This is a genomic window from Halomonas sp. M20 (assembly GCF_020622265.1).
In the GTDB taxonomy this organism is placed as follows: domain Bacteria; phylum Pseudomonadota; class Gammaproteobacteria; order Pseudomonadales; family Halomonadaceae; genus Modicisalibacter.
In genome coordinates this window covers 106274-128666 of the sequence record NZ_JACNMQ010000006.1, presented here as the reverse complement: position 1 = coordinate 128666, position 22393 = coordinate 106274, and the positions used below count along the sequence as shown (strand labels likewise).

Genomic DNA, 22393 nt, shown 5'->3' with positions numbered 1-22393 from the left:
GAGAGGGGATGATGGCTTTGTCGAAAGCGCATTCGGGCACAGCGGGGAACGTCTCGTTGTGGCAGCGGCGAATGCGCACACTGTTAGGGATGCTGGCCGGTTTGGCATTTTCCGGCCTCGTGCTGGCCCAGGAACAAGACGAGAGACCCCTCGGCCATTATCCGCTGCCCGAGACGGGTAACGTGATCGGCGATACCTACCGCGTATCGGTGGCCGACCAGGAACAGACCCTGATCGACATCGCCAGGCAAAACAACCTGGGGTACCAGGAGATCGTGCGCGCCAATCCAGACGTGAGTCTCTGGATTCCCGGCGAGGGTAGCGAGGTGACCATTCCCGGACGCTTCATCCTGCCCGATGCCGAGCGCACCGGTATCGTCATCAACATCGCCGAGCTGCGCCTCTACTACTACCCGGAGGTGGGCGATGGTGAGACGCCGCGCGTCGAGACCTACCCCATTGGTATCGGTCGCGAGGGGTTCGATACGCCCCTCGGCGTCACCGAGACCACCATGAACATCAAGAATCCCGCCTGGTATCCACCCGAGTCGGTACAGCGAGAAGCCAGGGAGCGCGGCGAGGAGGCGCCGAGCGTGGTCCCTCCCGGCCCGGATAATCCGCTGGGGGACCATGCCATTATCCTGGGGTTCGATGGCTACCTGATCCACGGCACCAATCAGCCGGACGGCATCGGCATGCGGGCAAGCCGAGGTTGCATTCGCATGTTTCCCGAAGACATCGAGTCGATCTTCGACCGCATACCCGCCGGCACCCAGGTCCAGATCGTCAACCAGCCCATCAAGATCGGCTTGGATGGCGGCCGGCCCCTCGTCCAGGTGTTTCCTCCCCTGGGAGAGGAAAAGCACGATATGGCGACACTGGCCGACACCCTCACACGCCTCGACCAACTCGGCAGCGAAGGCATGACCTTCGACTATGGGCAGCTCGAAAGCCTGCTCGATGCCTCGAGTGGTCGCATCGTGGCGCTGTCTCCAGCGCCGGCGGGCGAGCCGGAGAGCCAAGAGGAGGATTGGCGCTACGGAATCTATGCCGAGGTGGCACACCTTGGGAAAGACCGGCAGCCATAGGAGCGCCCAAAGTCTTTCCGAGGAACGCCATAGCGTTGGCGGCACCCGCTTGCGGCAGAGCGCAGCAGGCTTCTATGTTCACTTGAGTCATGTCGGGGGATGGGGGAAGGGCTATCGACTTCGAAGACGCTCTGGGCTACCTGCTGCCATGGGAGTTCTCGCTGACCTGGTCGGCGGCCTGCCTGATGGCCATCCTGCTCTACCTGCGGGGGCTGCGGCAGCGCCGGTTGCGTGGTGACGCCACGGGGGTGAGACGATCGGTGGCCTACCTGTTGGGCGTTGCGGCGACCTACGTCGTCACCCAGACCCATTACGACTATCTCGCCCAGTACATGTTCTTTACCCATCGTGCCCAGCACCTGGTGCTGCACCATGCAGCCCCCTTCCTGATCGCCTTGGCCGCTCCGCTGCCGGTACTGGCGGATGGTTTGCCGGCCCGAATCAGACATTTCCCGGGCAAGGGGCTTGCGGTCGACCTGCTGAGCCCACTCTACCGGCTACTGCAGCACCCGCTGATCGCACCGGTGCTGTTCGTCGGGCTGATCTATTTCTGGTTGATTCCCGAGATCCATTTTGACGCGATGCTCAGCGCCGACCTCTACCAGGTGATGAACTGGAGCATGGCACTGGATGGCCTGCTGTTCTGGTGGCTGATCCTCGATCGCCGCACGCCGCAGCAGGGTGGTCTCGGCTATGGCAAGCGCATCGCCATTCTGCTGGCGGTGATCCCGCCGCAGATTCTCCTGGGGGCCTATATCGCCTTCAGTCGGGAGGTGATCTTCGATGTCTATGAGGTGTGCGGCCGAGCCTGGCCGCTGGACCCCCTGGATGACCAGCGGCTTGGCGGCCTTATCACCTGGGTGCCGGCCACGATGATGAGTGCCATCGGAGTTCTGATCATTCTCAGCTTTCTTTTCCGTGACGCGCGTAATGAGGACCTTGCCCGTGCTAACCATCCCGTTCAATAAACTATCGTCCTTGATTCGCACGGTGTGCGGCATCGCTTTATTCCTGGTGGCCGCGCCTCCAGCGCTTGCTGCCGAGACACTGACGACAGAAGAAGCTCGCATACGCCTGCTACCGGGCGACCTCCCAGCCGCAGGCTATTTCACGCTACGTAACACCGGTGATGCCGACGTCATCCTGGTGGGTGCACAAAGCCCCGCCTTCGGCAGCGTCGAGATGCATCGCAGTGTCGATCGGGACGGCGTCGCCAGCATGCAACCGGTCGAACAGATTGAGCTGGCCGCGGGCGAGCAGATCGCATTTGCCCCGCAGGGGTACCACCTGATGCTCATGCAGCGAGCGCGGCCGCTGGCTATCGGTGAAGAGGTCGAGGTCACCCTCTTGTTCGAAGACGCGCAACGACTAATCGTGACCTTCCAGACCGTATCACCGGCGAGCCTGTAGGAGGAAAGGCATGGGCAAGTGGGTAGTTCCAGTACTCGTATCGCTTTGGCTGACAGGCTGCGGCGAGCAGGAATGGCAGACCAAGGATATCTCGGGGCTGATGCCTCCCCTCGAGTTCACCCTGACCGACGAGAAGGGCAATACCGTGGATGTCGAGTCATTCCGTGGCGAGCCGACGCTGCTGTTCTTCGGCTTCACCCATTGCCCGGATGTCTGTCCGACCACGCTTGCGCGCCTTGGCACGGCTATCAAGCGACTTGACGATGATACCCAGGAAGACATGCAGGTGCTGTTCGTCTCGGTCGACCCGGCACGCGATGATCCCGAGACGTTGAAGGAATATACCGACGCCTTCGGCCCCCAGTTCGTGGGATTAACGGGAGACAAGGAGGCCCTGGATGCCCTGACGCGCCGCTATCGCGTGACCTACGGCTATGGCGAGAAAGACGACAACGGCAACTACGATGTATCCCACTCCAGCGCTGTCTTCGCCTTCAATGACCTGGGAGAGGTACGCCTGCTGATCCGGGACAGCGACCCCCTGGAGGCCGTGGTTGCCGACCTCGAAAGGCTTGCCGACGATACCTAGGGTGACAGGCTCTCATGCCTCGGCAGCAGTTTCTCCCCCGACGAGGACATCACTGACATATGCGCGCCACACTGGAGCAGCATCAGGTCTGGATCTATTTCATCGCCATTCTGATCGGCATGGCGATCGGGTGGGGCTCGCCGGAAACGACTCAACGTTGGGAGACATGGCTCTGGCCACTGCTGGGCGTGCTGCTCTACACCACCTTCACCCAAGTGCCCCTGCTTCATCTGACCCGTGCCTTTCGTGACCGGCGTTTCATGGCCGCCCTCCTGGCAGGCAACTTCCTGCTGATACCGCTGGCCGTCGGTGCCCTGTTACTGTTGTTGCCGGAGGAGCCCGCCATTCGGCTCGGCGTACTCCTGGTACTGCTGGTGCCCTGCACGGATTGGTTTATCAGTTTGCCCATCTGGGTGGAGGGGACAGCACGCGGGCGATAGCGGCGGCCCCCTTGTTGCTGCTGGCTCAGTTGGTGATGCTGCCGGTGTATGTGTGGTGGTTCATGGGAGAGTTGGCCATCGAACTGACTGCTAGCAGCCACCTGCTGCCGGCCTTCTTTGGACTAATCGTCACGCCTCTGGTCTTGGCCTGGCTGACCGAACGGTTGGCCATGCGACACGTCGCCCTCAAGGGAATCATCGATGAGTTGGGCTGGCTCCCCATCCCTCTGCTGGCACTGGTGGTCTTGCTGATCGCCGGCTCCCAGGCCAACCTAGTAATCGACAGCGGCACCCTGCTTTGGCGGGTACTGGTGGTCTTTGTTCTCTACCTGGTGATCGCCGCGACCATCGGGAGGCTGCTCAGCCAGGTGTTCCGGCTGCCTCCTGCCACGGGACGCACTCTCACCTTCAGCTTTGGCACCCGCAACTCCTTCGTCATGCTGCCACTGGCACTGTCCCTGCCGGAAGCCTGGAGCGCGACCATCGTCGTGATCGTGCTGCAATCGCTGGTGGAGCTGTTCGGGATGGTGGCCTTTCTACGATGGGTACCTGGTCACTTGATCAGATGCTGAGGCAGTCGGAAGATGTGTTATCCGCAACGCGTCGAGCTGGTCAGGGGGGCTTGAGTCTGCCGCGGAGATGGTCGCGTGGTGGCGGGGGGCTGCCATCTCAACCGCGACATACCCAAGCTCATCGAGCACGCCGGCTCCCGTATCCAGCGAATGGAGACGGGCTATCTGCCGAAGGTCCCGCGGTTTGCCGGTTTCAATTTCTGGGGAGCCACCGCTCCCCGCTGATCGAGCCCTCGTGTAATGAGGCGATCAGCGGGCAGGTGATGCTGCCCTCCCGCTCATGACATGCCTGTACCAGTTCGGCCAGTGTCCGCTCGATGCGTCGCAGGCCGGCGATCTTCTCTTGCACATCCGCCAGTTTATGCTCGGCCAGGGTGCTGGCCTCCTGGCAATGAGTGCCATCCTCCAAGCGCAATAGCTCGGCGATCTCACCCAGGCTGAAGCCCAGTCGCTTCGCGGTTTTCACGAAGGTCAGACGCGCCACCTCGGCTGTGCCATACCGGCGAATACTGCCATAGGGCCGCTCCGGCTCCGGCAATATCCCGCGTCGCTGATAATAGCGGATGGTCTCGACATTGACGCCCGCGGCCTTGGCGAGACCGCCGATGGTCAGGGTTTCCACTTGATTCTGCATAGTGCTTGAGTCCGTACTCGGCTACGGAAGTAACCTTATCTCAGTACCCCTGTCCTGATAAGGAGAAACGTCAATGCGGAAGTCAAAAACAGGGCGAGGGCCCCTGGCCGCCGGAGGGGTAGCGGCACTTCTGGCCTCGGCTTGCTGCCTTGGGCCTCTGGTGCTGATCACGCTGGGCGTTTCCGGCGCCTGGATCGGCAACCTGACGGCCCTGGAACCCTACCGCCCGCTGTTCATCGGCGTCGCGCTGGTCGCCATGTTCTTCGCCTGGCGCCGAATCTTTCGGCCAGTGGAGCAGTGCCGGCCGGGTGAGGTGTGTGCTGTGCCACGCGTCAGAACGGCCTATAAGGCGATCTTCTGGATGGTGTCGCTGCTGGTACTGATCGCCCTGGTGTTCCCCTACTTCCTGCCCCTGTTCTATTGAAAGGAGATTTGTCCATGAGAATGCGATTCGCCCTCATCACGCTACTCGCCTTGCTCAGCATGCCTGCCCTGGCGGCCTTGCAGACCGTGACGCTCTCGGTGCCGGGCATGACCTGCGCTGCTTGCCCCATCACCGTCAAGGCCGCGCTCAACAAGGTGGAAGGCGTCTTGCAAGTCGACGTGAGCTATCCGGATCTTGAGGCCGTGGTCACCTTCGACGACACCAGAACGTCCGTGGAAGCGCTGACCCAGGCGACGACCAACGCGGGGTATCCGAGCTCGGTGAAGGAATAAGCGTGAAAGATCCGAAGAAATTTTCAAGCGTCGTGCTTGGCACCGTGCTGATGGCACTGTGTTGCGTCGTGCCAATAGTCCTGATTCTGTTCGGCACGGCTGGCCTTGCCGCGCTGACCGGCTATCTCGACTACGTGCTGTTTGCTGTCCTGGCCCTGGCCATCGTGATCGGCTTACCTCTCTACGTTCGACACCGCAAGCGTAAGCAGGACACCTGTTGTCCCCATGAAACCTCGGAGAAACGTGATGATTGAACTCAATGTGAGTGGCATGACCTGTGACAGCTGTGCGGCCCATGTCAGGGAAGCCCTGGAGAAACTGCCCGGCGTGCACTCGGCCGAGGTTTCCTATCCTCAGGGAACGGCGTCGGTAGCCGTTGATCCGGGTACACCGGCTTCGGCACTGACGTTCGCCGTGACCCGACTAGGCTACCAGGCCCGACTGGCCAACAGTGGGAGCCCTTCCCCGACAGGCGCATCGGTGTCCAAGGGCCGCGATGAAGACGCCCCGCATATCGCGGTCATCGGCAGCGGTGGCGCCGCCATGGCGGCGGCCCTGAAGGCCGACGAGCGTGGGGCCCGCATCACCCTGATCGAACGCGGTATCATCGGCGGCACCTGCGTCAATACCGGCTGCGTGCCCTCGAAGATCATGATCCGTGCCGCGCACATCGCCCACTTGCGCACGGCAAGTCCCTTCGATGCCGGCCTGAGCGCCCAGGCGCCGGTGGTGGATCGTCCGGCACTGCTGGCTCAGCAGCAAGCACGGGTGGAGGAACTACGTGATGCCAAGTACCAGGGCATTCTGAATGATAATCCCGCCATTACCGTCGTGCAGGGCGAGGCCCGCTTTGTCGATGAGCGGACCCTGACCGTTGCCCTCAGCGAAGGCGGCGAGCAAACCGTCCGCTTCGATCGCGCCTTCATCGGTACCGGCGCTCGTCCGGCCGTTCCGCCGGTACCGGGCCTGGCCGACACTCCTTACCTGACCTCCACCAGCGCACTGGCACTGGACCATATTCCCGAACGGATGGTGGTGATCGGGGCCTCGGTGGTGGCCCTGGAATTGGCCCAGGCCTTCGCCCGGCTGGGCAGCCGGGTCACTGTGCTGGCCCGCAGCCGAGTGCTGTCCCAGGAAGACCCGGCGGTGGGTGAGGCCGTGGAGGCGGCGTTTCGCCGTGAGGGCATCGAAGTGCTCAAGCAAACCCAGGCCAGCGAAGTGAGCCATGACGGCCAGCTGTTCACCCTGAACACCAACGCCGGCACCCTGCAGGCGGAGCAATTGCTGGTGGCTAGCGGCCGCGCACCCAACACCGAGGCCCTGAACCTGGCGAGTATCGGCGTGGAAACCGCGCGTGGCGCGATTCTGGTGGATGAGCACCTGCAAACCACGGTACCGGGCCTCTACGCCGCCGGTGACTGCACCGATCAACCGGAGTTTGTCTATGTGGCCGCCGCCGGGGGCAGCCGGGCCGCCGTCAACATGACGGAGGGCGACGCCACCCTGGATCTCAGCGCCATGCCGGCGGTGATCTTCACCGACCCCCAGGTGGCTACCGTCGGCCTCACGGAAGCCGAGGCACTCGAGCAGGGCGTCAGCGTGGAAACTCGCATCCTCAACCTGGAGAACGTGCCGCGGGCGCTGGTCAACTTCGACACCCTTGGCTTTATCAAGATGGTGGCCGAACGCGAGTCGGGGCGCTTGCTGGGCGTGCAGGCGGTGACGGCCAAGGCGGGTGAACTGATCCAGGCCGCCGTGATGGCGCTGCGCGCCCACATGACCGTGCAGGCCATCGGCGATGAGCTGTTTCCCTACCTGACCATGGTGGAAGGCCTCAAGCTCTGCGCCCAAACCTTCACCAAGGACGTGAAGCAGTTGTCCTGCTGTGCGGGGTAACTGATATGGGGGGATCAGGGGACAAAAGGCACCGTCATGTCAGATACGCTACTGGCTCATGAGCCGCTAATTCGTGGGGCCATCTTCACCTTCGTCCTGCTGACGATGGCACTGTGGGAGATCGTCGCCAAGCGTCGGCCTCAACACATTCACCGTCGCCAGCGCTGGCCAAGCAACCTCTTGATCGTCGTCCTCGACACATTGGCGGTTCGCTTGGTCTTCCCGCTGGCCGCCGTCGGTGCCGCCTTGGTCGCCGCCGAACGAGGCTGGGGCCTCTTTAACCTGATCGCGGTCCCGGTGTGGCTGACCGTGGTCGCTTCCGTGGTCGTGCTGGACTTGGCCATCTATTTCCAACACCGCCTCTTCCATGCTGTCCCCTGGCTCTGGCGGCTGCATCGCATGCACCATGCGGACCTGGAATTCGACGTTACTACAGGGCTGCGTTTCCATCCACTTGAGATCCTGCTCTCGATGGGCATCAAGCTCGCCGTGGTGACTCTGTTCGGGCCCCAGCGCTGGCGGTCCTGATCTTCGAGGTATTACTGAACGCCACCTCAATGTTCAACCACGCCAACATCCACCTGTCAGCCAGGCTCGATCGCCGGCTGCGCTTGCTTGTGGTGACGCCGGACATGCACCGTGTCCCCCACTCCATCATCCGTCGGGAAACCGACAGTAACTTCGGCTTCAACCTGCCCTAGTGGGATCGTCTGTTTGGCACCTACCGGGACCAACCTGCCGCCGGGCATCTCGGCATGACGATCGGCATCGAGGGGTTCAGGGAACCGCGTAACCTGCGGCTAGATCGTATGCTGCTCCAGCCCTTTGTGAGCCCTCACCAGGACGGGAAGCGACAGCGCCTTTGAGGCTGTTGCTTGTTCAGCTCATCGGCGAGTATTCCTCCGATCCTGCCAACCAGATAATCCGGAGAAAGCAAGGCGTGATCATGAATTGGTAAAAGGCCATATACACCATTTAATCTGGATACCCTTCATTCATCCACATAATCTACTTGCACAAGTCAAAAGTCAGATATGATAGATCTTTAAACCAGATTTGATTTCCTACGGATAAGGCGAGTGTTCGCGACGTTGAGAGTCCCACACTGACTGGAATGCCCGTATTGCGCTTCGTCTCGTAGCGCAGTTGCTGACAATGCGCTTCAAGCCCATGCGGGTCGAAACCATCAAAGCCGAGAAACGACTCGTCGATACTGTAGACTTCGACATCAGGCGTGAACTCGCGCAGTGTGGCTACGACCCGGGCGCTCATATCGCCATACAAGGTGTAGTTCGAACTCAACAGCGTGCATTGACGACGAATTTCAGACGGGATCTCGAATGCCGGGGTTCCCATCGCGACGCCCAGCTCCTTGATCTCCTGTGAACGCGCAACAACGCAGCCATCATTGTTGCTCAGCACGCCTACGGGGCGTCCTTCAAGACGCGGATCGAAGACCCGTTCGCAGCTCACATAGAAGTTATTGCAATCGACTAGCCCAATCATCGCCCGACGCCTCTACGAAGCGCATGGACGTTGTGAGTGACGATGCCCCATACATGGCATTCAACGCCGGTAAGCGGGATCGGTCGATAGTTGGGGCTGCCTGGAAGCAGGTAGGGGCGCTGGCCGATCGTCCCCAAACGCTTGCAGGTCAGTTCACCATCCAGGGCAATAATCAACACGTCGCCATCACGGGGTTCGAGCGAGCGATCGACAATCAGCAAATCACCATCGTAGATCCCGTCACTTTCCATGCTGTCCCCTTTTGCACGGACATAGAACGTGCTGCTGGGGTGCGGCACCAAGTGGTCGACGAGGTCGAGGTTCGCTTCGATATAATCATCTGCCGGGCTGGGGAAACCGGCACGAACTACATCGGCAAAGAGAGGCAGCAAGCGTGCCGTTGCCGTTTCATCGACACGACCCACCACATCGAGATACATCATGCCACCGCCTCCTGCAGTTCCCACCTGAGACCCGCGCAATCGTCCGGGAGACGCGTCACGGTGGCATGGCCATGGGCTTCAATCTTGTCGAGCGTGCGCTGCCATTCGCGCTTGCTTTCATCGGGAAGCCGTTGAATAACAAGGTGATAGTCATGGTGAGCGAGAGTTGGTGTTGCCATGAGGTGTCTCCATTTTGTGAATACTGTTCTTTTATACAGTATTCTGAGCCAAATGAGCCATAGGCGATCGCTAATGCACGTTCAACGCCAATGTGACTCGCAGGGTGTATCGGTTTCACCGAACCGAGCATGCTGCACTGTTTCATTTGGGCGTGCGTCTCAACAGGCAGGGGCGAGCTTAAGTTGGCTTGGTTGTGTTAATCCGGTAAGTTGCACCGGCTGAATGTGTTGTTCATCAGAGGCCTACATGCTCCGCCTGCTCAATACGCTAAAGTCCGCCGTCGCGCTAACGCTCGCCCTTGGCCTTTGGGGTCAAGCATCAGCGGATATCACGATCGGCAGCTGGAACCTCTTTAGTCGGTCTGCTGCACTATCATTTAGCTTGTGAGTAAATTTATCAATTTAATAAATATCAGTTTTAAAAAGGAATTATTTTCGGTCTCTTCCTGATAACTACGCTACGCTTCTAAATGACAACAATCATAAAGAAGCAATGGTGCTATATGACAGTCGGGCGCTCTGACATAGGTACCAATTTTACCCTCACATGCATCCTCCCGGGAGGGCGAAAGACCCGAACCTACCAGTTCTCGGGGCTGCGCCACCTTCCTGTCTCTGAAGCTGATCGGCTGCGTTCAGGTATGGAGAGGCAACTGGCGGGGAGGTCGCAGACCACCCAGCAGCATGTTATTTATCCGATAAATAACTATCTGGAGTGGTGCACCACCCATGGTCGGAACCCATCCTTCTACCAATCGAGCGCAACCAAAGTCTTTGATAATCTTCATAGCTGGCTGATTTCGTGGCTCAGCTCGGAAGAGCGGGAATATCTCTCCTCTCATCGCTATTGGGAAGCCGGTCGCCTACACCTGCGGCAATTACAACAGATCAAAGTAATCCCGGTTTTTCCACTGCCTCCGTTAGATAAGAAAGTGCCGGGACTTCGAAAAATTCATCGCTCTACTCCGACCGTTTTGGACAAGCTCGCCATTACGAGTAGCAGTGCACGCAAACTTGCACTCCCGAGCGTGAAAGATGGAGAGTTCTTCGACGACGTTCACAGAGCCAGCAGCGAGCTTTTGCGAGCTATTCGGGAGGCGGCTCAGCAGGAGGCCAGCGAATCCATCGAACTCTTCAAGAGAGGTCAGGAAATGGCTAGAGCCTGTGACATCGAGCGCTTGGAGTACTTCCTGGGCCGGGGCGTTACGTGTGACCCTGATCTGCGGCATGGCAAATACCAGGCTCGCATCAGTTTCTTCTCGACGTACCACCCAAATGGTTTGCAGAATCTCGTGGGCTACCTTCATCACCGCCACAACGGAATCGCCGTCCTGGAGGCACTGCCCTTTTCATGGGGAAGTGTGACACAGAGTTACGGTCGAGAATTTGTTCGTCGCCATCTTGGGCTGACTCGAACAACCTCCGTAGCGTTCTTCATTCTGCTGGTGATTGAGCTAGGAGTGAACGTGGAGTCACTGGATTCGGCTCGCCTGCAAAATTTAAATGGCGAATTGCGTCTAACTAGCTCATTCGACGACCCCGCCCTGACCCGTGTTGCTGTTGTGAAGCCAAGGGCGGCGAAGGTCGTTCATAAGCTTGCAGGCCCAAGCGAGGCGATCAGTGTCTCGGAGATCATGTCCGCACTGTATGCGATGACGGAGCACTGGCGGCAAGATGGCGAAATGGCCCTGTGGCTGGCACCAAGAAGGGGCGATGTGCCGGCTCCGATAGGAAAGCATCAGAGCCTTTGGAAAGCGTTCTTGCGTCGCTGGCCTAGTATCAGCGCGCTTATCTCGAAGCCTATAACCCGAGCGGATGTCCGTGTCCTGGGGGGCGTTGTGGTTTGGTTCGAAGCCGGAGGCGATATGCAGGTCGCCGCCGCGTATCTTAATAACAGACCCGACGTCGCCCTCCGCAACTACATTCCCAAAGAGATCCAGGACGCCTTCTATGAGCATCAGATTCGCAAATTCCAAAACCTCTTAGTTATCGCTGCAACGCAGCAAGATGCCGATATTTTGGTGAAAGCGCTGCGTTTTGAGTCCCTTGATGGGCTGAGTACCGAGCTGGAGGCGATTCGCCAAGACAAGGCCTTGTCCGGGTCCCCCATGTTCAAAAGAAGAGATCGGGAGATCGTGGCCGAATCCACTCCGCAACAGCAATCGGTATTTATGCTCAGCCCGAGGAATGTCGCGGTGCTTGAGCGGCTGTGCGATGCGCTCAAGGAGTTGCAGGCGAGGCACCCCCGATTCAGTCTAGATAGAGTCTATAAACGCTTTCTGGCTCGCGATTGGCTCGACCTGCGCAATTGTCTACATGGCGTCATGCGCAGTTGTATGGACCGCGAACTTGCGAGCATCTATCGAGAAGGCCTCGCGCTGGCGCGCAATACAGACTGCGAAATCGAGTTCCCATGTCTCAACGAGCTCCTGGAGGCTACATGAAAAAGTCTCTCGACCGCGCCCAACTCATTAGCTTTCTTGATGCTCCTGACTTCTCGGAGACTCCTATAGCCGATTGGCTGCTGTCCGACTGGCACGCCCCGGTGTGGTACATCAAAAGGGGGTTCGGCAAAGAAGAGCGAGTCCCCGGCACCGATCGGTGGCGTAGAGCCAATCGTATCAACTGGGACGTTAGGTTGCTGAAGGGAAGGACTTTGCTAGACCCGGAGATGGCGGATCTGCTGGAGACGATCCGGCGTCTGGTGTGGCTCTCCCGCTCCGGCCCTTCGATGTTCACATCGAATGCAAGGGTGCAGCTAAAACTTGCCCATGGCGCTATAGCCCTCATACGTTGGATGATCTTGCGAGGCTTGAGCGAGCCTTTAACCATGCTCCGATTCGGGGCCCTGACAGTGAAGCACTTCGAATGGTTTCTTGAGGATGTCCAGCGGGGTTTGGAGGGCCTTCTCGGTGTCTCTGAGAACATTCAGGCGTATCTTGCGGACCTAGAAGATAACGAGGACTACAGCTCAATACTGAATGCAGATGGCTTGGTTTCCTATCAGAAGTTGGCCGATGCGACCGATCTCCCGATGGTACATTTAGCCAAGAGTCCAGCAGTGAGGGCCATTCTGGAGGAGAGCGGGTTATCAATGCCGCGACGCAATGACCGAAGTGCCTATACAACTGAGCTGGTCGATCTTCGAATCGCGAATGGCTGGGGTGATGACGTAGAGCCTACCGTTGGCAAGCACACGATCTATAGTCTTCTGCTACCCTGGCGAGAACTTTTCACCCAACGTCCGTATCTGCCAGACGGCATTGGCTTTGACGCCTTCGGTATCGAATCAAGCCCAAGCTTATACGCAGAACAACTCGGTCGCGGCACCAACAGAACCCCTACCATTCCATACCCAATCGCACTGCACTACCTCAATCACGCGATCAAATGGGTGGTTGAGTATGGCCACGAGCTGGTCGGCTATTATTTCGACCTAGTGGATGCGACTGGCGGCCAAAGACTAAGCAAATACAGTGGCACAGCTGCGTTTGGCAAGGTACGCCAGCCTGTAGCCCTTGATTCACTGAATATAGTTCGTGCCCACAGATATCACACCGGCGTCAAACACCGTACCCGGCGCGAATCCCCCTCTATTTTCGATGCGATAGATTGTCTCATCGGCGCTTGCTTCCTAGTGCTTGGCGCGTTCTCAGCGCGGCGAGTCGAGGAGCTTGTTGCGCTCCGTGGAGACGGTTTGGTCGGCGAGCCGGGCTGCTATCGGCTGCGCTTTTACCTGGAAAAGGGAAGTGACTATGGACCTATGCAGGAAGTGTTGCGGCCGATACCCGATGTCGGCGCACAGGCATTCGGGCTTATTGCGTCGCTCTCGGGGACTGCCAGCACGAGCGGCTTCATCTTTCGCTTCGGGGACGCGCTTCGAGATATAGAGGGGAGGCATCTGATTATCAATCGCATGGCGCAGTTCGCCGACATGATCGAAGTACCAGCCCAGACCGTCAATGACGTTCTTGCTCGCTGGTACGTGCAGCCACACGAACTGCGTCGCTTCTTCGCGATGGCCTTCTTTTGGCATCGCCGCGACGCCTCCCTCGACGCCCTGTCATGGTTCATGGGTCACCTGAACAAAGAGCAAACCCTCCGCTACATCCAAGAGTCCATGGGTGGGGCAGAACTCTTCGAGGAGGAGGCGCGCTTTACGATGGAAGCCCTGCGTAGGCACATCGCCAATGTTGAAAACCGGGAAAAGCTTGAGGCGGATGTGGAGCGCCATTTCAATGTCAACCGCCTCGAAGTCATTCCTGACGAGGATCTCCAAGACTATCTTGAATACTTGCACGAATCAGGAGCGCTCAACATCGAGGTCGTTGCCAGTCCGGATGTGAAGAGCGCAGGCGAAGCGCTCATTATCCGATATCAGAGGGAGGTTGCATAGCCTTGCCAAGATTACAGTCTGGTCAAATTGCGTCCGGGATCGCCGAGAAGCAGGCGAGAATTCATAAGAGCTTGATATGGAAACAGAGGCATCTGCAGGAAATGCTCACTGAAGGCCGAATCCCTGATGGTTTTGAAGCCTACGCGTCTGTGGCATGCATTTGCGCGTGGGAGTTTAAGAGTAAGGAGAAGGGCCTGGAGATTGTCTGCTGCTCGGTCAACGCTGCAAAGAATTGTGACCTGAATCTGTATAAGGACTTAAAAGGACTTTCGAAGCAACTCCGCGCCCTTCATAAGACCCAAGAGCAAAAAGCGCTCCGAGAACATTCTCAGGACACCTTAATCAATAAGAAGCGGTCGGATACCAAGACCGGGCTCAAAGCACGCAACAGCGACCTTAACCACCAGGTGAGCGTCCTCACAGATGCTCTCCTTCAGTTGCGCGCTGCTTACCTGGACGCAGTAAGCACGCTGGAAGCCGAAGCTCAAATGAATGCCCATCGACAAGAGGCGATGCGGCGCCACCATGCCAAGTACCGTCTTGCGCTCGTTGCTGCAAAGCAGCCTTTACCTGGCAGCCAAGTGGCTGAGGATGAGAATGATGAGAAAAATTCTCCGCTCGACGCAGGCCGCTAATATCCGCGATCCGGCATTCAAAAGAGCGTACAAGTGCGATGACGCTGGTATGCCATTGATTCTCGACAATGCCGGGTATCCTTTTTGGCCGTTCATAGACTATCTGCTACGGTACTTCGGCACGGGTACGAAGGCCGTGGGCTCACTCCAGACATATGCCGCCAATCTATCGCTCTTCGTCCAATACCTAGACAGTCTCAGGCTCCCGCTCGTCGCCATTGATGGCCAGACGATGGTCGACTTTCGCAACCACCTTCTCCGGGATAAAACAGAGCGGAGTAACAACCAGATCAACACCATTCTGCGTCGTTGTTTCCATGCTCTTAGTTGGCTACAGCGTAGGCACTACTTCGGCGACAGTTTGGTTATTGGTACCGAGGATCCTGCGCAGATTGTCATTGGTATGGAAACGTATCAGATCCGCACTAAGCGTGGAGCAATCGCAAAGAGCACTTTCGCTCATGCTTCACTTCTACCGGTGAGTGCCCGGGTCCCGCGCTTCCCGGTATCTTCGGAGACGATTGAAGCGCTTTGGAACGCGATTCCCAGATTAGGAGTGCCAGGTGAGAGCGGCAAGTTTCGCCGGGATAGGATGAAGCTACTTCTCTCGTGCGCGGAGCAGACAGGAGCACGACGTATCGAGTTGTCGCGTTTGACAGTGAAGGATATTGAAGAGGCTAAGCGCCGTTTGGAGGAACAGAGGCGCAGCCCCGAGAGTCAGCAGAGCGTCAGAGTTGCCATGACAGTCGCGAAGTCCGGCATCGTTAACGATGAGCGAGTTGTCGCTTTTGCACCGGAACTGATCATGCGAGCGATCCGCTGGATCAAGGGGCCGAGAAAGCGGGCGATCTTACGTGGCAAGACTAACGGTATCATAGATGCCGATCCCGGACTCCTTTTCGTCGCAAGCGATGGCCGGTCATGGGCGACGCGCTCGTTCAGCGATGAAGTGCTACAACTGAAGAAGCTGGCCGGGTTGCATGAGCCTGCGCACCTTCATCTGCTGCGCCATAACTGGATCGACATCCTGGCTTGCGCCTATGCCCTGGACACCCGGGGATCTGCGGCGGCCCAGGCCGGTATAGGCGTGCGGCTGATGAGCCAGACAGGCCACAAATCAATGCAGGGCGTAGCGCCATACCTGCATATGGCCCATGAAAAGGCAGGCTACTTCAGCAGTGCCGAAAGGATGGCCTATTTCGAGCGGCAAATTGCTGCCTTCTCTCACGAGCTTCAAGGCTTACGCAACGCTCTTGAGTCGGCTACCTCGCTTGAGGAGGCCAAGTTGCTCGGCAGGAATATTGATACATTACTGAGCGCTGCGAAAGAAACCCGCCCCATCGCGAGAATTAAAGACCAGAGAACGCCTGAGTTTTGAGGAGTGCTCGGGCTTGGTGCGGCTAATATACACGGCGTTAATTGCACATAGGTTGATCCAAGCGGGTTTCAGGCAGAACCGCCATAAATACCTGATCCCCTGTACGACACCGGCGGAGCTGGCTCAGTACGGCCGGCTTGGCCACTCCAGCGGCCAGCAGGAGGTGACCCATGGGGCAGCTTGAGCTGACCGTCGGGCGCTACCGCAGCCTGCGCCTGGGCGCCATCGCCGGCGGCCTCACCGCGCTGCTGGCTCAGGCCGAGGCTAACGAGGTCTCCTACCTGGCCTTTGCCGACATGCTGGTCGAGCACGAGCGCCAGACCCGCGAGGCGAAGCGCATCGACCTCTACCGGCGCCAAGCCGGCTTCCCCAGCGACAAGCGGCTGGAGGGGTTCGACTACCGGCACCAGACCACCATCACCAAGCGCCAGATCAACGCCCTGCTGGACTTCTCCTTCCTCGATAACCGCGAGAATCTGGTGTTCATCGGCCCGCCAGGGGTGGGCAAGACTCATCTAAGCATCGGTATCGGCCAGAAGGCCATCGAGGCCGGCTACCGGGTGCTGTTCCGCAACGCCCTGGACCTGGTCGAGGAGCTGGAGCTAGCGGAGATGAAGGGCGAGCTGAAGAAGACGCTGCACAAGCTCGCCAAGGTCGACGCCCTGGTGATCGACGAGCTGGGCTACCTGCCGATGAGCCGGCAGGCGCGCTACGCGCTGTTCCAGCTGATCAACCGGTTCTACGAGCACCGGTCGCTGATCATCACCACCAACAAGGACTTCACCAGCTGGGGCGAGTTCTTCCACGACGACAACGTGGCGGTGCCGATCGTCGACCGGATCATCCATCACTCGCACCTCTACCTGCTCGGCGGGGAGAGCTACCGGCTGAAGCAGAAGACGCTCAGCTGACGATCACGGGTGGGTCAGTTCTGATGGCCATTGACAATGCTCGTCCAACAGCGTTCTATGCAGACGTTCGACAAACCCGTTGCTCTTCGGCCGGTGTACCTTGTTCGTGCGGTGCTCTTCTCAAGTTGGAGGAACCGCTCATGCATGCGGGCAGATTGACGGGGTTACTCTCGAGCCTTTCGGATCAGTCGGTGACCCAATCAGATGTCGAGTCGAAAGGGGTACGTGGCAACACTGGGCAGGGGCCGCGTCATGAATGAATCTCTGGCCATGCCGGGGCCCGGACGTGATCGCTCGAACACGATGCCCATGATCGAATGGCACGTACTGAAACGGAGACAAGGTGCGCTTATGAATCACGGCAACGGCGGTCACGGCCATGCGGGGCACATGCCTTCCAGTGGATCTGGAATGGCGATTTCGGCCTGGCTGACGGGGATCTACTTCTTCATCGAGATGGGCATCGGTCTTTGGACCGGCTCGGTCGCGGTGATCTCGGACGCCTTCCACACCTTCTCGGCGGTGGGTGGCGTGCTGGTGGCCATCACCGCTGCCCGGCTCGCCCGCCGCCCGGCTGATGAGGACCGCAGCTTCGGCTGGTATCGCGCCGAGATCGTGGGTGCCCTGGTCAACGGCGGCTTTTTGCTGGGCATGGCGCTGATCGTGGTCGTGATGGCCGGCATGCGGATGACCGACCCCATTGATCTGTCCACGGCACCCATGCTGTGGGCGGCGGCTGGCGGCCTGCTTACCGAGATCGTCTCGCTGGGCCTGATCTGGAAACAAAGCCGCAGCGACCTGAACGTCAAAGGCGCATTGTGGCATATCATCCAGACTTTCGTCGGCAGCCTGCTCATCATCGTCACCGCGCTGGTGATTCGCTTCACCGGGTTCTTGCTGATCGACCCGCTGCTTGGCATGGCCTTCGGCTTCGTACTGTTGTGGGCGAGCTGGGGTATCCTGCGCGATGCCACCCATTTGCTGATGGAGGGTACGCCCTCCGAGATTCGACTGGCCGAGGTGACGGAAGCACTGATAGCGCTTGACGGCGTGGAAAATGCTCATCACGTGCACGCCTGGGCACTGACCAGCGGCCGTTACGTATTCTCCGGTCACCTGCGAATCTCCGACGGCACCGATCCACAGGCCGTGCTCAAAGCCGGCTATAGCATGCTCAAGGATCATTATGGCTTTTTCTTCGCCACACTGCAGGTGGAGACCACCTGTCTCGACGAGTCAGGTGCCGAAGTGATCGATGTCACGCGACCGGCGAGCAAGGGAGGGCAGGCATGAACACCCTCCTTCTGCTTGCGCTGATCACGGTCTCCGAGGCGACCATCGGTGTGTTCGTTAAGCTTACCGACGGGCGGATTCCGATCCAAACTTTGACCTTCTATGCCATGGCCTTCGCGGCGGCCTTCCTATTCATAGCGCGGGCCCTGGCAACTCGGCAATGGCCTCGGTTTCCCAAAGGCAACGTCAAGGATACCGCCATCATCGGCGTACTGATCGCCGCCCAGGGCGGCGTCTTCAACTTCGCCATGTCACTTGTGCCGATCGCCAACGCGGTGATCTTCTGGAGCATCGCGCCATTCTTCGTGTTCATCTTTTCGGCGCTGTTCTTGGGCGAGAAGGCGCGCAGGAGCTATGTCTTGATCTTCGCCATCGCCCTGATCGGTATCGCGCTCGCCAATCCGCTCGGCGGCGGCCATATGCTGGGCAACCTCGTGGCGCTGGCCACCGGGGCGATCTACGCCGCGATGGTTACCTACATGCGCTATGAGGGCAAGACCGAGACCGGGAATGACATCGCCTGGTCGCTGCTAGTCGCGGCGCTGGTGCTCTCGCCGTTCCTGTTGATCGCGGGTCCCGGCCAGGTGGCGATGACGATCGCCTATCCGGCACTCGGCGTGGAACTGCCGGTGATGCTCTGGGCCGCAAGCCTGGGCATCGTGTCCACGGGCTTCGCCTATTTCGGCATCTCCATCGTCTTGAAGTCGCTCAATGCCAACGTCTATGCCCTGGTCGATATCATCGTCTCGCCGGTGGTGGCCTCGAGCCTGGGTTTTCTGATCTTCGCAGAGGTGCCGGGCCGAGGCATGATCTATGGCGGCGCCTTGCTGCTCGGCGCCGGCTTCTGGCTGACCCGCGAGATGTCGCGGGGTCGGGAAAGCCAGGCCGTGCATCCCTGTCAGTGCGTATAGATTTTACCGAGGACGAAATACTTCGGCTGTTTGCCGCGAGCCTCGCCGGTGGGCACGCACCAACGGGTGCGTACCTGGGGATTCGGACGCTGCGGCACCAGCCCGCACTCGGTGAACAGCAACCCGACCCTGAAAGGGTCGAGCCCGATCGACTGTCGCGCCTGCAGGCTGAGTCCTACCGCGAAGGCCCCAAGGCCGAGCATCGCCAGCAGCGTCAGCGTCAGGAAGCCACCGATGAGCCGGCTGTTCGTGAACATGATGGTAGAGCAACAGCCACATCGCACCGGCGAGTCCTGCCGTGACCACGAAGGGCCAGGCCACGGGCCCGCCGAGCAGCCTCTCGGATTGCGGCATCACCATCGGTATGCTGGCGAGCCAACCGTTGAGCATGGGGCCGGACAAAAACCCCAGTGTGGAGGCGGCACTGAGCCAGGCAAATGCCACGGTCCATCAACGGCTCAGCCAGCTGGACCATGAGGATCAGCGAATGGCAGGACACCGTCATCGATTCCACGAAGCCCTCGGCCGAGCAATCGGTGAGGCGTCCATGCAGCTCCTCCTTGCGTGCCCAGGCGGTGGAGTGTATGAGGAAGTCCAGCCCCCCAACGCTGGTAGATCGCTTCGAATACCGCCTCCAGTTGCCTTGGCACCGTCCCGCCCTATGGCGGCCGCGGCGGTTGACAGCAGGGTTCCGTCCAAGCAATAGCCCACGCCGTGGACAGGCTGCGCCGGGTAGATGGCCGTGATCGCGTCGAGGGCCGCGTAGTGCACCAAGGTTCAGCCGTCGACGATGGCCAGACGGTCGTCCTGCTGGTCGATGCGGCCCGGCTCGGTGATGGATGAAGATATTTCATCTTTTCGACGTGGACTCATTCGACGCTTCCAGCAGTGCTGCCAGTTCGAGTCCCGCTTGTTGGGCCAATCGTTCTATCTCCCGGTAGTGACGACGATACTCGCTGGAATCCAGCGGGGCGTAGTTGAGGTTCTTCATCTCGCTGGCCAGGGCGGTGAAGTACTCGCGAATGGCGTCCTTCTCCTCGAAGGCGTATGTCGCGTTCACCAGCGGATGGATCAGTTCCAGGCTGCGCCGCTGGCGCGCCGGGGAGGTGCTGCCATCCACCGCATCGAAGGCATCCTGCTGGAGATAGACCAGATCGAGGAAGGCGGCCTTGTGGTAGGTGAGGAAGTCCTCGAGTGTGATGCCCTCGTCCCCGGTGACCTGCATCATCTGGTTGACGTCCTCCCCATCGTGAAGCAGCTGTAATAATTCGTCGATTCGCCCCGGCCACTCCTTGCCGAGACGCTCGGCGATGGCGGGTTCGAGCTCGGCTCGATAGCGTGACCAGGAGAGCAGGGGATCTACCGCCGGATAGAAGCGCTTGTAGGCGCGCTCGGATGACAGACCGAGAAACGCCTTGACCGTACTCAGGGTCGCCTGGGTCACCGGCTCCTCGAAGTTGCCGCCGGAGGGGGAGACGGTGCCGATCAGGGTCAGGCTGCCGCTGTCGCCGGCGTTGTTCCGAATCACGCCGGCGCGTTCGTAGACGCTGCGCACCGCCGAGTCCAGGTAGGCGGGGTAGGCCTCCTCGCCGGGAATCTCCTCCATGCGTCCGGAGGTCTCGCGCATCGCCTGGGCCCAGCGCGAGGTGGAGTCGGCGATCAGCAGCACGTCGAGCCCCATCTGACGATAGTATTCGCCGAGGGTGATGCCGGTGTAGATGGAGGCCTCCCGGGCGGCCACCGGCATCGAGGAGGTGTTGCAGACGATCACGGTGCGGTCCATCAGCGAGCCGCCGGTGGTCGGGTCGCTGAGTCGCGGGAACTCGGTGATGGTCTCCACCACCTCGCCGGCCCGCTCGCCGCAGGCGACGATGATCACGATATCCACGGTGGAGTAGCGGGCGATAAGGTTCTGCAGCACCGTCTTGCCGGCGCCGAAGGGGCCGGGAATGCAGGCGGTGCCGCCGGTGGCGATGGGGAAGAAGGTATCGATCACCCGAATGGTGGTGTCCAGGGGGCGGTCGGGATAGAGCCGCTCGCTGGCGTGGCTGGCGAGCAGGCGCTGCGGCAGCGGTGTGCGCACCGGCCAGCGCTGGGCCAGGGTGACCCGGCGCTCGACGCCCGCCTCGTCGACGAGGCGCGCCACCGGTACGTCCACGGCGAAGCTGCCCTCCTGGATCCAACTCACCTCCTGCTCCCCCCGGGTGTCGAAGGGCACCATGATGCGGTGGGTGAAACGCCCCTCCTGCACGGTGCCCAGGGTGTCCCCGGCGCGCAGTTTGGCGCCCATGCGCACCCTGGGGGAAAAGGACCACTTGGTGGTCCTGTCCAGGGCCGCCAGGTGTAGCCCCCGAGGCAGGAAGAAGCCGGACTGCAGGGCGATCTGCTCCAGGGGGTTCTGCAGGCCGTCGTAGATCTGCCCCAGCAGACCCGGGCCGAGGGTGACCGAGAGCATCTCGCCGGTCTGCTCCACGCCGTCGCCCACCTTGATGCCGCCGGTATCCTCGAAGACCTGAACGTCCGCCCGCTTGCCCTGGACTCGCAGCACTTCGCCCTTGAGGCGGACGTCCCGTTCCTCCTCATCCTGGGCGGGACGGATATAGACCACCTCGTTCTTCATCAGCCCCTTCGAATCTTCAAGAGCCTCGATGACCACGATATCGTCCTGGACATTGACCACCCGGCAATCCTTATCCATCACTCTCGACCTCCTGAAAAAGCACTCCGTAGTCGCCGAGCCCCCGCGCGATATCGGCTCGCAGACGACGCTGTGCCGCCTCGGCGTTGTAGCGCCGCCAGGCGGCGATCAGTCGCCAGCGCAGCCAGTAGATGACGACCTCGCGAAAGTCGAAGCGGTCATAGCGCCGCGCCCGCTCCAGCCGCCGCCAGTTCTCCTCGATGAGCCGTCGCTCCAGCTCCCGGGGACGGTCCTGCGCCAGATGCTCCCGGGCCTCGGCGAGCCAGGGAAAGACCGCTCCCAGGCCGAACAGCGCTGCCTGCCAGTGGGCGCCGATATGCGCCAGGCGCGGGCCGATTCCCCAGGTTTCGCCCAAGGCCGGAGCAGGGTCGCCGGACCGGCGTCGACGCAGGGCCGCCACCAGGGTGCACTGTTCGAGCTGGGCCTCGACGAGATCTTTCACACCCTGCTCCGCCAGCCGAGGCGCCGCCTGCCGGTAGCGATGAATATAGGCCACGGTGGACAACTCCAGGCCCAGATGCCGCCAGTCGAGCAGGCTCTCCAGCGCCTCTAGCGTGTCGCGATGGGCGTCGCTCAGAGTCTCCAGGCGACGCTCCAGACGAATCGCCGAGATCGGCAGGGGCTCGCGGCCGAAGGGCGTGGCGGGCAGGGCCGGCAGGCTGGCGAGCAGGTCGACGTACTGGTGGCGTTTGGACAT

At 60.2% G+C, this 22393-nt stretch carries 26 protein-coding genes; 18 read left to right on the top strand and 8 right to left on the bottom strand.

The window, feature by feature from the left end; all coding sequences use genetic code 11:
• Nucleotides 1-71: 71 nt before the first annotated feature.
• The 6 genes from H7850_RS15010 (at nt 72) to H7850_RS14990 (ending at nt 4099) form a co-directional block, all read left to right on the top strand.
• The gene (locus tag H7850_RS15010) at nt 72-1088 is read left to right on the top strand and encodes a L,D-transpeptidase family protein (RefSeq protein WP_084671687.1); all 1017 of its coding nucleotides are present in this window, start codon (nt 72-74) and stop codon (nt 1086-1088) included.
• Nucleotides 1089-1177: 89 nt separating this feature from the next.
• Nucleotides 1178-2056, top strand: a complete 879-nt coding sequence (locus H7850_RS15005; RefSeq protein ID WP_072824479.1) for a cytochrome c oxidase assembly protein — start codon at nt 1178-1180, stop codon at nt 2054-2056.
• A complete protein-coding gene (locus H7850_RS15000; protein ID WP_227370340.1) occupies nt 2034-2498 on the top strand; it encodes a copper chaperone PCu(A)C in 465 nt (154 codons plus the stop codon). The genes H7850_RS15005 and H7850_RS15000 overlap by 23 nt, the downstream gene beginning before the upstream one ends.
• 10 nt (nt 2499-2508) lie before the next feature.
• Nucleotides 2509-3087, top strand: coding sequence for an SCO family protein (locus tag H7850_RS14995; protein ID WP_072824483.1), 579 nt, complete (start codon nt 2509-2511; stop codon nt 3085-3087).
• Between the two features lie 59 nt (nt 3088-3146).
• Nucleotides 3147-3527, top strand: coding sequence for a hypothetical protein (locus H7850_RS18270; RefSeq protein ID WP_319799293.1), 381 nt, complete (start codon nt 3147-3149; stop codon nt 3525-3527).
• Nucleotides 3476-4099, top strand: coding sequence for a hypothetical protein (locus H7850_RS14990; protein WP_319799292.1), 624 nt, complete (start codon nt 3476-3478; stop codon nt 4097-4099). Before H7850_RS18270 ends, H7850_RS14990 begins: the two co-directional genes overlap by 52 nt.
• A gap of 193 nt (nt 4100-4292) precedes the next feature.
• Here the strand turns inward: H7850_RS14990 and merR are convergent, their stop codons facing one another.
• Nucleotides 4293-4733 carry an Hg(II)-responsive transcriptional regulator gene (merR, locus tag H7850_RS14985; protein WP_072824485.1) on the bottom strand — a complete coding sequence of 147 codons (441 nt, stop codon included), beginning with the start codon at nt 4731-4733 and terminating at the stop codon, nt 4293-4295.
• Between the two features lie 73 nt (nt 4734-4806).
• Between merR and merT the strand changes: the two genes are divergently transcribed.
• Genes merT through H7850_RS14960 form a run of 5 tightly spaced genes read left to right on the top strand, consistent with a single transcriptional unit; the run spans nt 4807 to nt 7874 of the window.
• Nucleotides 4807-5157 carry a mercuric ion transporter MerT gene (merT, locus tag H7850_RS14980; protein ID WP_072824487.1) on the top strand — a complete coding sequence of 117 codons (351 nt, stop codon included), beginning with the start codon at nt 4807-4809 and terminating at the stop codon, nt 5155-5157.
• A 14-nt stretch (nt 5158-5171) separates the two neighbouring features.
• The gene (gene merP / locus H7850_RS14975) at nt 5172-5450 is read left to right on the top strand and encodes a mercury resistance system periplasmic binding protein MerP (protein ID WP_072824489.1); all 279 of its coding nucleotides are present in this window, start codon (nt 5172-5174) and stop codon (nt 5448-5450) included.
• 2 nt (nt 5451-5452) lie between these two features.
• Nucleotides 5453-5704: a mercury resistance system transport protein MerF gene (merF, locus tag H7850_RS14970; RefSeq protein WP_072824491.1), complete on the top strand. Its 252-nt coding sequence runs from the start codon at nt 5453-5455 to the stop codon at nt 5702-5704.
• Nucleotides 5697-7346, top strand: coding sequence for a mercury(II) reductase (gene merA, locus H7850_RS14965; protein ID WP_084671690.1), 1650 nt, complete (start codon nt 5697-5699; stop codon nt 7344-7346). The genes merF and merA overlap by 8 nt, the downstream gene beginning before the upstream one ends.
• 36 nt (nt 7347-7382) lie before the next feature.
• The gene (locus H7850_RS14960; RefSeq protein ID WP_227370339.1) at nt 7383-7874 is read left to right on the top strand and encodes a sterol desaturase family protein; all 492 of its coding nucleotides are present in this window, start codon (nt 7383-7385) and stop codon (nt 7872-7874) included.
• Between the two features lie 480 nt (nt 7875-8354).
• Here the strand turns inward: H7850_RS14960 and H7850_RS14955 are convergent, their stop codons facing one another.
• Genes H7850_RS14955 through H7850_RS14945 form a run of 3 tightly spaced genes read right to left on the bottom strand, consistent with a single transcriptional unit; the run spans nt 8355 to nt 9474 of the window.
• On the bottom strand, nt 8355-8852 hold the full coding sequence (locus tag H7850_RS14955) for a hypothetical protein (protein WP_319799291.1): 498 nt from the start codon (nt 8850-8852) through the stop codon (nt 8355-8357).
• Nucleotides 8849-9295, bottom strand: coding sequence for a translesion error-prone DNA polymerase V autoproteolytic subunit (locus H7850_RS14950; protein ID WP_319799290.1), 447 nt, complete (start codon nt 9293-9295; stop codon nt 8849-8851). Before H7850_RS14950 ends, H7850_RS14955 begins: the two co-directional genes overlap by 4 nt.
• Nucleotides 9292-9474 carry a DUF1654 domain-containing protein gene (locus tag H7850_RS14945; protein ID WP_227370338.1) on the bottom strand — a complete coding sequence of 61 codons (183 nt, stop codon included), beginning with the start codon at nt 9472-9474 and terminating at the stop codon, nt 9292-9294. The genes H7850_RS14950 and H7850_RS14945 overlap by 4 nt, the downstream gene beginning before the upstream one ends.
• A 641-nt stretch (nt 9475-10115) precedes the next feature.
• Between H7850_RS14945 and H7850_RS14940 the strand changes: the two genes are divergently transcribed.
• The 7 genes from H7850_RS14940 to H7850_RS14910 all read left to right on the top strand — a co-directional run bounded on the left by H7850_RS14940 (nt 10116) and on the right by H7850_RS14910 (nt 18998).
• Nucleotides 10116-11918, top strand: coding sequence for a hypothetical protein (locus H7850_RS14940; RefSeq protein ID WP_143097609.1), 1803 nt, complete (start codon nt 10116-10118; stop codon nt 11916-11918).
• The gene (locus H7850_RS14935; protein ID WP_092848805.1) at nt 11915-13870 is read left to right on the top strand and encodes a hypothetical protein; all 1956 of its coding nucleotides are present in this window, start codon (nt 11915-11917) and stop codon (nt 13868-13870) included. Before H7850_RS14940 ends, H7850_RS14935 begins: the two co-directional genes overlap by 4 nt.
• A gap of 2 nt (nt 13871-13872) precedes the next feature.
• The gene (locus H7850_RS14930; RefSeq protein ID WP_177223441.1) at nt 13873-14505 is read left to right on the top strand and encodes a hypothetical protein; all 633 of its coding nucleotides are present in this window, start codon (nt 13873-13875) and stop codon (nt 14503-14505) included.
• On the top strand, nt 14471-15883 hold the full coding sequence (locus H7850_RS14925; protein WP_177223442.1) for a tyrosine-type recombinase/integrase: 1413 nt from the start codon (nt 14471-14473) through the stop codon (nt 15881-15883). Before H7850_RS14930 ends, H7850_RS14925 begins: the two co-directional genes overlap by 35 nt.
• A 170-nt stretch (nt 15884-16053) precedes the next feature.
• Nucleotides 16054-16794, top strand: coding sequence for an IS21-like element helper ATPase IstB (gene istB / locus H7850_RS14920; protein ID WP_092848808.1), 741 nt, complete (start codon nt 16054-16056; stop codon nt 16792-16794).
• 252 nt (nt 16795-17046) lie between these two features.
• Nucleotides 17047-18087: a cation diffusion facilitator family transporter gene (locus tag H7850_RS14915; protein WP_227370337.1), complete on the top strand. Its 1041-nt coding sequence runs from the start codon at nt 17047-17049 to the stop codon at nt 18085-18087.
• Nucleotides 18084-18998 carry a DMT family transporter gene (locus H7850_RS14910; RefSeq protein ID WP_092848813.1) on the top strand — a complete coding sequence of 305 codons (915 nt, stop codon included), beginning with the start codon at nt 18084-18086 and terminating at the stop codon, nt 18996-18998. The genes H7850_RS14915 and H7850_RS14910 overlap by 4 nt, the downstream gene beginning before the upstream one ends.
• Here H7850_RS14910 and H7850_RS14905 read toward each other — a convergent pair.
• From H7850_RS14905 to H7850_RS14890, 4 genes are all read right to left on the bottom strand, one after another.
• Nucleotides 18986-19282: a hypothetical protein gene (locus H7850_RS14905; protein ID WP_227370388.1), complete on the bottom strand. Its 297-nt coding sequence runs from the start codon at nt 19280-19282 to the stop codon at nt 18986-18988. The genes H7850_RS14910 and H7850_RS14905 overlap by 13 nt on opposite strands.
• A complete protein-coding gene (locus H7850_RS18350; protein ID WP_218155408.1) occupies nt 19219-19701 on the bottom strand; it encodes an SDR family oxidoreductase in 483 nt (160 codons plus the stop codon). The genes H7850_RS14905 and H7850_RS18350 overlap by 64 nt, the downstream gene beginning before the upstream one ends.
• A 147-nt stretch (nt 19702-19848) precedes the next feature.
• Nucleotides 19849-21696 (bottom strand): V-type ATP synthase subunit A, encoded by a 1848-nt coding sequence (locus H7850_RS14895; protein ID WP_227370336.1) that lies wholly within the window; start codon nt 21694-21696, stop codon nt 19849-19851.
• The gene (locus H7850_RS14890; RefSeq protein WP_092848819.1) at nt 21689-22393 is read right to left on the bottom strand and encodes a hypothetical protein; all 705 of its coding nucleotides are present in this window, start codon (nt 22391-22393) and stop codon (nt 21689-21691) included. The genes H7850_RS14895 and H7850_RS14890 overlap by 8 nt, the downstream gene beginning before the upstream one ends.

Excerpts from the sequence above, each read along its gene's own strand:
- H7850_RS14925 (WP_177223442.1), top strand. The coding sequence starts at position 14,471 with ATGAGAAAAATTCTCCGCTCGACGCAGGCCGCTAATATCCGCGATCCG.
- H7850_RS14915 (WP_227370337.1), top strand. The coding sequence starts at position 17,047 with ATGAATGAATCTCTGGCCATGCCGGGGCCCGGACGTGATCGCTCGAAC.
- H7850_RS14945 (WP_227370338.1), bottom strand. The coding sequence starts at position 9,474 with ATGGCAACACCAACTCTCGCTCACCATGACTATCACCTTGTTATTCAA.
- H7850_RS14950 (WP_319799290.1), bottom strand. The coding sequence starts at position 9,295 with ATGATGTATCTCGATGTGGTGGGTCGTGTCGATGAAACGGCAACGGCA.
- H7850_RS14935 (WP_092848805.1), top strand. The coding sequence starts at position 11,915 with ATGAAAAAGTCTCTCGACCGCGCCCAACTCATTAGCTTTCTTGATGCT.
- merR (WP_072824485.1), bottom strand. The coding sequence starts at position 4,733 with ATGCAGAATCAAGTGGAAACCCTGACCATCGGCGGTCTCGCCAAGGCC.
- merP (WP_072824489.1), top strand. The coding sequence starts at position 5,172 with ATGAGAATGCGATTCGCCCTCATCACGCTACTCGCCTTGCTCAGCATG.
- H7850_RS14910 (WP_092848813.1), top strand. The coding sequence starts at position 18,084 with ATGAACACCCTCCTTCTGCTTGCGCTGATCACGGTCTCCGAGGCGACC.
- H7850_RS14955 (WP_319799291.1), bottom strand. The coding sequence starts at position 8,852 with ATGATTGGGCTAGTCGATTGCAATAACTTCTATGTGAGCTGCGAACGG.
- istB (WP_092848808.1), top strand. The coding sequence starts at position 16,054 with ATGGGGCAGCTTGAGCTGACCGTCGGGCGCTACCGCAGCCTGCGCCTG.
- H7850_RS14895 (WP_227370336.1), bottom strand. The coding sequence starts at position 21,696 with ATGGATAAGGATTGCCGGGTGGTCAATGTCCAGGACGATATCGTGGTC.
- H7850_RS14960 (WP_227370339.1), top strand. The coding sequence starts at position 7,383 with ATGTCAGATACGCTACTGGCTCATGAGCCGCTAATTCGTGGGGCCATC.
- H7850_RS15010 (WP_084671687.1), top strand. The coding sequence starts at position 72 with ATGCGCACACTGTTAGGGATGCTGGCCGGTTTGGCATTTTCCGGCCTC.
- H7850_RS14940 (WP_143097609.1), top strand. The coding sequence starts at position 10,116 with ATGGAGAGGCAACTGGCGGGGAGGTCGCAGACCACCCAGCAGCATGTT.
- H7850_RS14995 (WP_072824483.1), top strand. The coding sequence starts at position 2,509 with ATGGGCAAGTGGGTAGTTCCAGTACTCGTATCGCTTTGGCTGACAGGC.
- H7850_RS14890 (WP_092848819.1), bottom strand. The coding sequence starts at position 22,393 with ATGTCCAAACGCCACCAGTACGTCGACCTGCTCGCCAGCCTGCCGGCC.
- H7850_RS18270 (WP_319799293.1), top strand. The coding sequence starts at position 3,147 with ATGCGCGCCACACTGGAGCAGCATCAGGTCTGGATCTATTTCATCGCC.
- merT (WP_072824487.1), top strand. The coding sequence starts at position 4,807 with ATGCGGAAGTCAAAAACAGGGCGAGGGCCCCTGGCCGCCGGAGGGGTA.
- H7850_RS15005 (WP_072824479.1), top strand. The coding sequence starts at position 1,178 with ATGTCGGGGGATGGGGGAAGGGCTATCGACTTCGAAGACGCTCTGGGC.
- merA (WP_084671690.1), top strand. The coding sequence starts at position 5,697 with ATGATTGAACTCAATGTGAGTGGCATGACCTGTGACAGCTGTGCGGCC.